The following is a 10,821-nucleotide window of genomic DNA, read 5'->3' as shown; positions in this document are numbered from 1 at the left end:
GTGGGAGCGAGCCTGCTCGCGAAGAGGTCGGGACAGCCAACACAAAATAGCCGCTCATGAAAAAGCCCCTCTTTCGAGGGGCTCCTTGTGCGGCGTTCAAGCAACCATCGATATCAGGTCATCTGAATGATGGTCTGCATGATGGTGCTCTGGGTGGAGATGGTCTTGGCGTTCGCCTGGTAGTTGCTTTGCGCCTTGATCAGCTCGACCAGTTCGTTGGTCAGGTTGACGTTGGACTCTTCCAGGGAGTTGGAGACGATCGAACCCAGGGTGCCGGTTTGTGGCGCGTCGTAGCCCGGGATGCCCGAGGCGAAGGTTTCCTTCCAGCTCGTGCCGCCTACCGGCTGCAGGCCTTGTTCGTTGGTGAAGCTGGCCAGGGCGATCTGGCCGATCGGCTTGGTCTGGTTGTTGCTGAAGTTGGCCAGCAGTACACCGCTACCATCGATGGTCAGGTTGGTGATCTGGCCGGTGGCGTAACCGTTCTGGGTTGGAATCGACCGTGCGGTGTCGGCGTTGAACTGGGTGGTGTTGCCCATCGAAATCGTGATGTTAGGCGCGCTGGCGGCGCCGTTGGCGGCCCAGGTTCCGTTGGTCACGGTGCCAGGAACCCAGCCGGTCAGCACCAAGTCACTGCTGGTACCTGCCGGAGGGGTGGTAACCGAGGTCAACTTGCCGCTCGAATCGAAGTTCATGGTCGAAGGAACAGGCGCGGTCGCACCGGTCGTGGTCGGCAAGCTGCCATCGAGGTTACGACCATCAATCAGAGTGTAGACATTCCAGGTGTTGCCGGCAGTCTTGACCATGTACTGGTCCATTGAGTGCTGGTTACCCTGGGTGTCATAGACGGGCGTGGTGAACTGCTTGGTGAAAGTAGCGGTATCGGCCGGATTGAACGCCACAGTGATCGGCGTCGCCGTCGAGTTCAGGTTGATCGTCGACGAAACCAGGCTGGTGGCTTGCGGCGGCAGGTTCGAGGTGTCGATGCGCAGGTCGGTCAGGATCCCGTTGAGGATCTTGCCGTTGGCGTCCACGCCGTAGCCCTGCAGGCGTGCAGTGCCGTCGCTGTTGGTGACGTAGCCGTCCTTGTCGGTCTTGAAGGTACCGGCACGGGTGTAGCTCAGCGAACCGTCGTTATCCAGCACAAAGAAGCCCTGGCCCTGGATACCCATGTCCAGCACGTTGCCGGTGTTGTTCACGTCACCCTGGCCGAACTGTTGGGAAACGTTGGCCAGGCGCACGCCGTTGCCGACGGTCTTGCTGCCCGAACCCAGCTTGGTGGCCGAGTAGACGTCTTCGAATTCCGCGCGGGACGATTTGAAACCGGTGGTCGCCACGTTGGCGATGTTGTTGCCGGTCACGTCCAGTTGTTTGTTGGCTGCATAGAGACCGCTAAGGCCGATGTTGAAAGACATGTTGACTCCTTTTGCCGGTTAGTCGGCTCTACATACCAATAGTTTGTACTTTGGACAGGGCAATGCTGCCCAGCCCTGCCAGGTTGAGCATCAGCTCACCGCCCGTCTGGCTGATCGTCACGCTGCTGACCGTGGCCGGCAGGTTGGTGATCAGCGACGTGGCCTGGCCGTCGATGGTGGTCGAGGCCGCGAAGGTGTAGGTGCCCGCTTCAACCGTGGCGCCCGCATCGTTCTTGCCGTCCCAGATGAAGGCGGAGTTGCCGGCCTTCTGGCTGCCCAGGTCGATGGTGCGGACGGTCTTGCCATCCTTGTCCACGACCTTGACCGTGAGGGACGACACCGCCGACGGAACCACCACCGTGCCGTTGAGGCTCTTGGAGGTGTCGACGACGGCCTTGTCACCCGGAGCGATCACCGAGCGACCGACCAGGGATGAAGCCTGCAACGCCTGGGACGAGTTGTAGTTGCCGGCGATGCCACTCACCGTCTGGTTGAGCGTGGTGATGCCTTCCAGGCTGCTGAACTGCGCCAGCTGGGCAACGAATTCACCGTTGTCCTGGGGCTCCAGCGGGTTCTGGTTCTTCAGCTGGGTCACGAGCAATTGCAGGAACGCATCCTTGCCCAGCTCTTTCTTGCCGGTCGCCGCACTGGTTGCCGCGCCCAGGCCATCGGTCGTGGTGGTGGTCTTGACCGAAGAGTTGGCGAGGATCTCGTTGAGGCTCAAACCGCCGGTGGTGTTGGTGACGCTCATGTGACTCGCCCCTTATCACTGACCGAGGGTCAGGACCTTCTGCATCATGGTTTTGGCGGTGTTCATCATTTCGGCGTTGGTCTGGAAAGAACGACTGGCGGAAATCATGTCGGCCATTTCTTCAACGACGTTGACGTTCGGGTAGTAGACGTAGCCCTTGGCGTCGGCCGCCGGGTGGTTGGGCTCGTAACGGGCCTCGAGGTTGCTCTGGTCTTCGACCACGCCGAGCACCTGCACGCCCTGCCCGGCCGCGTCCTGCTCCTGGAACAGCGAGTCGCCGCCCGTGGATTGGCCGCCCTGGAACATGGTGGCGAATACCGGATGACGGGCACGGTAGGTCTGGTCGATGCTCGACGAGACGGTCTCGGCGTTGGCGATGTTACTGGCGACGGTGTTCAGGCGAGTGGTCTGGGCACTCATGGCACTGCCGGCGATGTTGAAAACGCTCGCGATCGACATGACTTACTCTCCGCGCAGGGCCGATACCAGCCCTTTGAATTTACTGTTGAGCAGGGTGAAGCTGGCCTGGAAGTTCACGGAGTTTTCCGCGTAGTTGGACTGTTCCAGTTGAGCATCCACGGTGTTCTGGTCGATCGACGGTTGCATCGGCGTGCGATACATCAGCGATTCGTCGCCACTGCCAACGCCTTCGGCTTCGATATGACGGCTGTTGGTCATGTTCAAGGCGAAGTGGCCGTTCTTGGCGATTTCGTTCTGCTCGGCGAGGACCTTGGAGAAGTCCAGGTCACGCGCCTTGTAGTTCGGGGTGTCGGCGTTGGCGATGTTGTTGGCCAGGACTTCGGCACGCTGGGCGCGGAAGCTCAGGGCCTGTTCGTGGATACCGAGCGCTTTATCGAAGCTGATGCTCATGTCGGAAACCTTTGGGTGACCAGAATGTACGTACGATGGCTTTAGCAAGCGTCGTGCCACTTTTAAAAAGCCCGTAAACCGGGGCTTTGCGGGGATCGGCAGAGCGGCAATGCCAGAAAAGCGGCAATCGGTTTCCGCTGGCTGCCGCTTTTCTGCCGCTTTCTCCAGATGTATGTATTCCATTGTGGGAGCGAGCCTGCTCGCGAAAGCAATATTCCAGGCGATATCGATGTGGACTGACACACCGCCTTCGCGAGCAGGCTCGCTCCCACAGGGGACGGGGGGTGAATGAAAAATCAGCGGGCAAAAAAACGGGAGCCCCTTGGGACTCCCGTTTTTTTTGACAACCCAAGCCAATCACTTCGCCTGATAAATGATCCCCGGGCTGCATTGGACCATCTGGTAATGATCCGGCAAGCCGTTCAACGCTTCGGAAGCCCCAAGGAACAGATAGCCGCCCGGCTTCAGGGTGCTGTGGATACGCATCAGGATGTCCTTCTTCACTTCCGCGGAGAAGTAGATCAGCACGTTGCGGCAGAACACGATGTCGAACTTGCCCAGGCTGGCGTAGCTGTCCAGCAAGTTGAACGAACGGAACTCCACTCGGCTCTTGATGGGCGCCTTGACCACCCACTTGCCCGGCCCTTTCGCGTCGAAATAACGCTGCAGGCGATCGGGTGACAACCCACGGCCAATGGCCAGGCTGTCGTACTCGCCGGTCTTGCAGTTATTGAGCATGGTCCCGGACAGGTCGGTGGCGACAATTTGCACGCCCGCCTTCAGCTGGCCGAGGTTGGTCCGCTCGAACTCATCGATGGACATCGACAGCGAATAGGGTTCCTGGCCCGACGAACACGCCGCCGACCAGATCCGCAAGCGTTGGCCCGGGCTGGCCTTGATGGCCGCCGGCAATACTTTGTTCTTCAGCACTTCGAAGGGATAAGTGTCACGAAACCACAGGGTTTCGTTGGTGGTCATGGCATCCACGACCATTTCGCGCAGGCCACTGCGCGGCTGGCTCTGGATACGCTGGACCAACTCGCCCAATGACTTGATGCCCTGTTGTTCCATCATTTTATTGAGACGGCTCGACACCAGGTACTGCTTGTTTTCACCAAGCAAGATGCCACAGGCTTTTTCCAGGAAGACCCGGAACTGTTCGAAATCCAAATTACCCGTAGACAAGATACCGCCTCTTTTCACTGTGTTGACTTGCCGGGCGCACAATGCGCCCGACCTTTTTAGCCTGCTGTCTTGATTCGCTCGACGACCCGGGAAGCCAGGTCATCGGGCCGGAACTTGGCCAGGAAGTCATCGGCGCCGACTTTCTTGACCATCGCCTGGTTGAATACCCCGGACAACGAAGTATGCAAGATGATGTGCAGTTTTTGCATGCGCGGGTCGCTGCGGATCTCCGACGTCAGCGTGTACCCGTCCATCTCCGGCATCTCGATGTCGGAGATCATCATCAGGAACTCCTCTTCCGGCCGCTTGCCCTCGTCGACCAGGTTGCGCAGGTAATCCAGCGCTTGCCGTCCGTCATTCAGGGCGATCACCTCGACGCCGACCGTCTGCAGGCAACGCGTAACCTGCTTGCGTGCCACCGACGAATCATCGACGGTCAGCACCCTCAGGGAAACCGCCTTGTGCTGCGTCTCGGCATCCACCACGCCGACGGAAATGGTCTCCGGCGTTGGCGCGACTTCGGCGAGGATTTTCTCCACGTCGATGATCTCCACCAACTGGTTGTCGACCCGCGTCACCGCCGTGAGGTAGTGGTCGCGCCCCGTCCCCTTGGGTGGCGGATGGATCTCTTCCCAGTTCATGTTGACGATGCGCTCCACCGACCGCACCAGGAACCCTTGGGTCTTGGTGTTGTACTCGGTGATGATCACAAACGGATTGCTCTGATCCAGCAACCGACCGGAACCGGTCGCCATCGCCAGGTCGAGAATCGGGATCGTCGCGCCCCGGATATTCGCCACACCGCACACGACGGGACTGGACTTGGGCATCAGGGTCAGCTTAGGGCATTGCAGCACTTCGCGAACCTTGAATACGTTAATTCCATACAACTGTTGGCCATCGAGACGGAACAACAACAGCTCCAGGCGATTCTGACCCACCAGCTGTGTGCGCTGGTTTACCGAATCCATCACTCCCGCCATGCCCTGACTCCTAATCACGCTAATGTGTCCGTCGCGTTCATCACTAAACGGCACGGGGCTTGCTATTGAACCGGCATGAACGCACAAACGACATTTTCTCGACGCCTGACCACTCACTGCCGCCATTGGCTCGGTGCACTGCTGGCTGCCTGCCTGCTCGCGTCTGGCGGTCCTGCCGTCGGTGCTGCTGAAGTAACCTTGCCTGATCTCCTTATCGGCGTCACTCAGGGCTTTCTTGAGTTCACCGTAGAAGACTATCTGGCAACCAGTCAAACCGAAGGTCGCTACGAGATCGAAGTCAACCAGATCGACCCGCGCTTGCGCATGCCGATGTGCGACAAGGAATTGACTGCCTCGCTGGAGAGTCCGGCCAGGCCGCTCGGCCGCGTCACGGTGAAGGTTCGTTGCGACAGCGCGGCGCCCTGGACGGTGTTCGTGCCTGCTCAAGTGCGCCTGTTTCGCGACATTGTCACCACCACTCGTCCGCTCAAGCGCGCCGGGATCGTCGAGCCACAGGACGTGGTCCTGCGTGAGCGTGACATCAGCCAGATCAGCCAGGGCTTCCTGACCTCCGTTGATGAGGCGATCGGCCAGAAACTTGTCCGACCAATGGTCGCCGACCAGGTCGTGACCCTCGTGCACCTGGAACAGGCCGAAGTGGTTCGCAAGGGCGACCAGGTCGTGATCACAGCCCGCAGCGGCACGTTAGCCGTGCGGATGCCGGGCGAGGCCCTGTCCAACGGCGGCATGCGCGAACAGATTCGAGTGAAGAACCTCAACTCCCAGCGGGTCATCAAGGCGCAAGTGATGGCGCCTGGCCAGGTGGAAGTGGCCATGTAAGGAGGGTAGACAGGCTGGCGCTTGACCTCGGTGTTCCCTAGACTGTGCCTTACGCAAAGGCAAGCGCAGACGTGCGCTCGTTCATTGAAAAATGAGCCTAAAGTTTTTTTGGGGATGGCCGAAAACATGGCAAGCGTCCAAATACCCAGAGGTTTTTTACCATGGTCATCGATTTCAATCGTTTAAACAGCTCCTCACCTGTGACAGGTACTGCGCGTACCAGCGCCAGCAAGGAAACCGCCGAAACCGGCAAATCCAAGCCAGCCGAACAGGCCGCCACTGTCAGCAATGGGGAATCGGTACACCTCAGCAATGAGGCTCAGCAGTTGCAGAAGGTCACTGACAAGCTGCGCGATCAACCTGTCGTCGACAACGCCCGCGTGGCCGCGTTGAAAGCAGCAATCGCCGATGGCAGCTATCAAGTCGACAGCAACCGTGTAGCCAGCAAGCTGATCAACTTCGAAGCCCAGCGCTAGGCCGTCCGCCGGCGCCAGGCTTTTGGACGCTAAAGACCAAGGCCAGCCATGCACGACACAAATTTATTGCAGTTGATCACCGACGACTTTGCTCCAGCGCAACAATTGCTGGAGCTGTTGCAGACCGAAGCCCTGGCACTCCATGGGCGGGACATGCCTCTGCTGGAAAATATCCTGGCGCAGAAACAGGCATTGATCATTTTGCTCGATCAGCATGGCCGCAAGCGCAGCGAGATTCTCGCCAGCCTCAACCTGCCCGCAGACAACAACGGCCTCGAACAATTGGCCAGCCAATCGTCGATGGGCGATCAGTTATTGTCCCAAAGCGCAGCGCTCAACGACCTGCTCAACCAATGCCAGGCCGCGAACGCTCGAAACGGCCAATCCATCCAGATGCAACAGGCCGCCACCGCCAATCAGTTGCGCATCCTCAACGGCGGCGAAATCCCGACGCTGTATGACGCTCGCGGATCGACCGCGAAACTGGTCAAACACCGCCCGCTCAGCCAGGCGTGACGCGAACGATGCCTGCGCACTATCAACGCGCGAAACATGCTGGCAAAATGCTGGCTCTTTGTAGTCGTATTTTGCTTGGAGATTGACCCACCGTGTTCAATGCCTCAAACGCGGAAGATGCTCCGCAGCCACCGAAGGTCCTTACCACGCCCCTGGAAATCTCCGGCAACCTGCGGATGCTGCAAGACAGTCATGATCCCCTGATCATCACTTTCCACGAGCGCAGCCAGCGCTTCCAGAGCTACCTGGTGGACGTTGATCGCGAGAAGAACACCATCGCCCTGGACGAGATGATCCCCCGGGACGGCGAGCGTTTCCTGCTGGCGGGCGAGCCGTTTCGTGTCGAGGGTTTCCATGACGGCGTGCGTATCGCTTGGGAAGGCAATGGTCCGCTGACCATCGACGACTCCAACGACGGTCGCTGCTACCGCGGCGCCCTGCCCGAAGAAGTGGTTTATCACCAACGTCGCAACGCCTTTCGGGCTGCGTTGAAACTGGCGCAACTGGTGAACGTGGAGATGGGTGGCGACAAGCTCAAATCACCGGTGAGTGGCCAACTCCTGGACATCTCCGCCACCGGCTGCAAGCTGCGTTTCGATGGCGATATCACCGAGCGACTGCAACTGGGCCAGGTTTATGAACGCTTCATCGCCGCCCTGCCATTCGGCAACATGACCGCGCCGGTGGAACTGCGCTACCTGCATTTCGAAGAGCGGATCAATACCACGTTCGCAGGTGTTCGCTTCCACAACATCAGCGGGCTGGTGCAGCGCCAGGTTGAACGCTTCGTGTATCAGCTGCAGCGTGAAGCCCGTCGGTTCGATAAAGACGACTTCTGATTTTCGCTGGCATAAAAAAACGGGCACTCCTTGCAAGGGATTGCCCTTTTTTTCATGCCCGGCTCACGGCCTGGCCTGGGTGAAATCGGAGGACGGCGGTTCGTCGTCCGCACCTTCAGTGACCGGCTCCAACTCCGGCTCTGGCTCGACGTCCGGATTGGGCGACGTTTGCATTTGATCCTGGACGACCTGCTCATCGACCCGTGGATCGAGGCACGCTACGAGCGGCGAGCTGGTCATGTTGTCCGGCATGGCCACGTGGTGCAGCGGTGCATCGTCGACCTGATGCAGGTTGGTGACCGCTTTCGGCCGGATCCGCCACACCAGCACCAACGCAAACAAGGCGAAGAAGCCATACAGCATGTGGCTGCCGAACAGTTTCATCAACACGCCAGCCACCAACGGGCCAATACTGGCGCCCACACCGTAGGTCACCAGCAACATCGCCGTCAGCGACACCCGGCGATCGCCTTCGACATGGTCGTTGGAAAACGCCACCGCTAGCGGATACAGGCAGAACTGCACCAGCGAGCAGCAGAACCCCGCAACGAACAATACTTCCAGCGGCACCTGCGACATGATAGCCAGCGGCAACGCACAGACCGCCAAAGCCAGTGCAAAGCAGCGGATCAACAACGCACGATCATAACGGTCCGACAGCCAGCCCAGCGGCCACTGGACCAACAGGCCGGCAAAAATGCAGCAGCCCATGAACAGACCGACTTGTTCGGTGGTAAGCCCCTGTTGGGAGGCGTACAGCGGTGCCAGGCCATAGAACGAGCCGACGATCAGCCCGGAGCCCAGCACGGTGGTCAGCGATTGCGGCACGCGCTTGATAAAGAAGCGCGGCTCCATCGGCGCCGGACGCAGCGGCGCGGGGTGGATCCGACGGGTCAACGCCACGGGCACCAGGCACAGGGCGAAACACAACGCCACCAGCATCAGCAGTTCCAACCCAAGGGCCGGGTGCATGACCAGGATCAGTTGCCCGAGCACCAATCCCAGGTACGAGGCGATCATGTAGCCGCTGAACACCACCCCGCGCTGCTTGGCATCAGCCTGCTCGTTGAGCCAGCTTTCGATGACCATGTATTGGCACATCATGCCCAGGCCGACAATCATCCGCAGCACGATCCAGGCCGGCAGCCAATCCACCAGGCCATGGCCCAACACCGCCGCGCCGACGATCCCGGCACACGCCGAATAGGCACGAATATGCCCGACACGGGCGATCAGCCGATGGCCGATCTTGCCGCCCAGCACCAGGCCGAAATAGTTGGCGGCCATCAGCGCACCGACCCACAGGCTGTCGACATGGTCGGCGGCCAGGCGCAATGCCAGGTAAGTACTCAACAGGCCCGAGCCGATGAGCATCATCAGCGAGGCGAAATAAAGCGCTCGAAAAGGTTTCCAGATTTGGCGCATCGGCGTTCCGAGCGGCTCCTTGAGGTCAGTGAGGGCCATCTTGAAGATAGCCCTGATGCAACGGGTTCGTTATGCCTGGGCCGCCAGCACACGCCGTTCCCAAGGCGTGATCTCGTCAAAGAAACTGGTCAGTTCCAAGGTCTTCGACGCAATGTAACCTTCGATGAATTCGGCCCCGAACAGTTCCTTCGCCAGATGGCTACGCTTGAGACGCTCAAGGGCAGCGTGCAAGGTACATGGCAAGGACAGATTATCCGGCACCTCGAACTCGCCCTGGATCGCGGCAGCCGGTTCCAGGCGATTTTCAATGCCATAAAGTCCCGTCGCCAGACTCGCGGCAATCGCCAGGTAAGGGTTGGCATCGGCCCCTGGCAAGCGGTTCTCGACACGCCGGGCCTCGGGTGAACTGGCGGGAATGCGCAGCCCAGCCGAGCGATTGTCATGGGACCAGCACGCATTGTTTGGCGATGCGAATGGATGGCACAGGCGCTGGTAGGAATTCACGTTTGGCGCGAACAGCGCGGTGAAATCCGCCATGCCGGCCTGCTGTCCGCCAATGAAGTGTCGGAACGCAGCCGTTGGCTCGCCCGCCTCGTCGCTGAACACATTACGGCCGCTGCCCAGTTCGACGACACTCTGGTGGATATGCATCGAACTGCCCGGCGTTTGCGCCAGGGGCTTGGCCATGCACACCACAATCAGGCCATGCTTGAGGGCCACTTCCTTGAGCAGATGCTTGAACAGGAACGTCTGGTCGGCCAACAGCACAGGATCGCCGTGGAGCAGATTGATTTCGAACTGGCTCACGCCCATTTCATGCATGAAGGTGTCGCGCGGCAACCCCAGCGTCGCCATGCATTCATAGACTTCATTGAAGAACGGCCGCAAGCCGTTATTGGAACTGATGCTGAACGCCGACTGGCCGTCTTCGCGACGACCGTCCAGGCCCACCGGCGGCCGGAACGGCTGCGTAGGGTCCGAGTTGGGCGCAAACACAAAGAACTCAAGCTCCGTCGCCACCACCGGCGCCAGCCCGAGGGCCGCATATCGCGCGACAACTGCCCTGAGCTGGCCGCGTGTCGAAAGTGGGGAGCTTTCGCTGCTGAGCTCATCGGCATCGCAAATCGCCAAGGCACGGGGCGGATGGCTCCACGGCAAGCGATAAATCTGCTGTGGATCGGGCACCAGCGCCAGGTCGCCGTCATCGCTGCCATAAAAGCGCGACGGCGGATAACCGCCCATGATGCATTGCAGCAGCACCCCTCGCGCCAGTTGCAACCGCCGGCCCTCGAGGAAGCCTTCGGCGCTCATCACCTTGCCCCTGGGCACGCCATTCAAATCCGGCGTGACACATTCAATCTCATCAATGCCCGTCAATCGCTGCGCGAGTGAACACTGGCCATCGGTCGTCATGACGCAATCCTTGTTATGTGCGAGCCGCGAACGGCAACCCGTACAAAATAGGCTCCGGCTGTTCGGAATATCAAGCACCCAGAGACAATAAAGATCCGGCATTGGAATGCA

Annotated in this window: 12 protein-coding genes; 4 read left to right on the top strand and 8 right to left on the bottom strand. The window is 59.8% G+C overall.

All coding sequences use genetic code 11. From position 1 onward, the window contains the following. Nucleotides 1-113: 113 nt before the first annotated feature. The 6 genes from flgE to OC610_RS13155 form a co-directional block, all read right to left on the bottom strand. Nucleotides 114-1,412, bottom strand: a complete 1,299-nt coding sequence (gene flgE, locus OC610_RS13180) for a flagellar hook protein FlgE (protein WP_264428225.1) — start codon at nucleotides 1,410-1,412, stop codon at nucleotides 114-116. Nucleotides 1,413-1,440: 28 nt separating this feature from the next. Beyond that, nucleotides 1,441-2,163: a flagellar hook assembly protein FlgD gene (flgD, locus tag OC610_RS13175; protein WP_264428224.1), complete on the bottom strand. Its 723-nt coding sequence runs from the start codon at nucleotides 2,161-2,163 to the stop codon at nucleotides 1,441-1,443. 15 nt (nucleotides 2,164-2,178) lie between these two features. Continuing rightward, on the bottom strand, nucleotides 2,179-2,622 hold the full coding sequence (gene flgC / locus OC610_RS13170; protein WP_030142433.1) for a flagellar basal body rod protein FlgC: 444 nt from the start codon (nucleotides 2,620-2,622) through the stop codon (nucleotides 2,179-2,181). 3 nt (nucleotides 2,623-2,625) lie between these two features. After that, on the bottom strand, nucleotides 2,626-3,033 hold the full coding sequence (flgB, locus tag OC610_RS13165; RefSeq protein ID WP_264428221.1) for a flagellar basal body rod protein FlgB: 408 nt from the start codon (nucleotides 3,031-3,033) through the stop codon (nucleotides 2,626-2,628). 357 nt (nucleotides 3,034-3,390) lie between these two features. After that, complete coding sequence (gene cheR / locus OC610_RS13160) at nucleotides 3,391-4,218, bottom strand: protein-glutamate O-methyltransferase CheR (protein WP_030142435.1); 828 nt, start codon at nucleotides 4,216-4,218, stop codon at nucleotides 3,391-3,393. A gap of 56 nt (nucleotides 4,219-4,274) precedes the next feature. Then, nucleotides 4,275-5,201: a chemotaxis protein CheV gene (locus tag OC610_RS13155; RefSeq protein ID WP_030142436.1), complete on the bottom strand. Its 927-nt coding sequence runs from the start codon at nucleotides 5,199-5,201 to the stop codon at nucleotides 4,275-4,277. A 75-nt stretch (nucleotides 5,202-5,276) separates the two neighbouring features. On the opposite strand from OC610_RS13155, the gene flgA reads away from it, so the two are divergent. The 4 genes from flgA (at nucleotide 5,277) to OC610_RS13135 (ending at nucleotide 7,872) form a co-directional block, all read left to right on the top strand. Then, a complete protein-coding gene (gene flgA / locus OC610_RS13150) occupies nucleotides 5,277-6,041 on the top strand; it encodes a flagellar basal body P-ring formation chaperone FlgA (protein WP_264428219.1) in 765 nt (254 codons plus the stop codon). 161 nt (nucleotides 6,042-6,202) lie between these two features. Next, on the top strand, nucleotides 6,203-6,517 hold the full coding sequence (gene flgM / locus OC610_RS13145; protein WP_264428217.1) for a flagellar biosynthesis anti-sigma factor FlgM: 315 nt from the start codon (nucleotides 6,203-6,205) through the stop codon (nucleotides 6,515-6,517). A 48-nt stretch (nucleotides 6,518-6,565) separates the two neighbouring features. Beyond that, nucleotides 6,566-7,033, top strand: a complete 468-nt coding sequence (locus OC610_RS13140) for a flagella synthesis protein FlgN (protein WP_264428215.1) — start codon at nucleotides 6,566-6,568, stop codon at nucleotides 7,031-7,033. A 92-nt stretch (nucleotides 7,034-7,125) separates the two neighbouring features. Continuing rightward, a complete protein-coding gene (locus OC610_RS13135; protein WP_264428213.1) occupies nucleotides 7,126-7,872 on the top strand; it encodes a flagellar brake protein in 747 nt (248 codons plus the stop codon). Between the two features lie 63 nt (nucleotides 7,873-7,935). Here OC610_RS13135 and OC610_RS13130 read toward each other — a convergent pair whose 3' ends face one another. Together OC610_RS13130 and OC610_RS13125 are read right to left on the bottom strand one after the other, a co-directional pair. Further along, a complete protein-coding gene (locus OC610_RS13130) occupies nucleotides 7,936-9,297 on the bottom strand; it encodes an MFS transporter (RefSeq protein ID WP_264428212.1) in 1,362 nt (453 codons plus the stop codon). Nucleotides 9,298-9,366: 69 nt separating this feature from the next. Then, a complete protein-coding gene (locus OC610_RS13125; protein ID WP_264428226.1) occupies nucleotides 9,367-10,608 on the bottom strand; it encodes a glutamine synthetase family protein in 1,242 nt (413 codons plus the stop codon). Between the last annotated feature and the right edge of the window lie 213 nt (nucleotides 10,609-10,821).

Source organism: Pseudomonas agronomica (assembly GCF_025917275.1).
Lineage (GTDB): Bacteria > Pseudomonadota > Gammaproteobacteria > Pseudomonadales > Pseudomonadaceae > Aquipseudomonas > Aquipseudomonas agronomica.
This window is presented reverse-complemented; position numbering and strand designations above follow the sequence as displayed.

What these genes read in the sequence shown, in the direction of transcription:
- flgE (WP_264428225.1), bottom strand. Translation starts at nt 1,412, where the DNA reads ATGTCTTTCAACATCGGCCTTAGCGGTCTCTATGCAGCCAACAAACAA.
- flgD (WP_264428224.1), bottom strand. Translation starts at nt 2,163, where the DNA reads ATGAGCGTCACCAACACCACCGGCGGTTTGAGCCTCAACGAGATCCTC.
- flgC (WP_030142433.1), bottom strand. Translation starts at nt 2,622, where the DNA reads ATGTCGATCGCGAGCGTTTTCAACATCGCCGGCAGTGCCATGAGTGCC.
- flgB (WP_264428221.1), bottom strand. Translation starts at nt 3,033, where the DNA reads ATGAGCATCAGCTTCGATAAAGCGCTCGGTATCCACGAACAGGCCCTG.
- OC610_RS13155 (WP_030142436.1), bottom strand. Translation starts at nt 5,201, where the DNA reads ATGGCGGGAGTGATGGATTCGGTAAACCAGCGCACACAGCTGGTGGGT.
- flgA (WP_264428219.1), top strand. Translation starts at nt 5,277, where the DNA reads ATGAACGCACAAACGACATTTTCTCGACGCCTGACCACTCACTGCCGC.
- flgM (WP_264428217.1), top strand. Translation starts at nt 6,203, where the DNA reads ATGGTCATCGATTTCAATCGTTTAAACAGCTCCTCACCTGTGACAGGT.
- OC610_RS13140 (WP_264428215.1), top strand. Translation starts at nt 6,566, where the DNA reads ATGCACGACACAAATTTATTGCAGTTGATCACCGACGACTTTGCTCCA.
- OC610_RS13130 (WP_264428212.1), bottom strand. Translation starts at nt 9,297, where the DNA reads ATGCGCCAAATCTGGAAACCTTTTCGAGCGCTTTATTTCGCCTCGCTG.
- OC610_RS13125 (WP_264428226.1), bottom strand. Translation starts at nt 10,608, where the DNA reads ATGAGCGCCGAAGGCTTCCTCGAGGGCCGGCGGTTGCAACTGGCGCGA.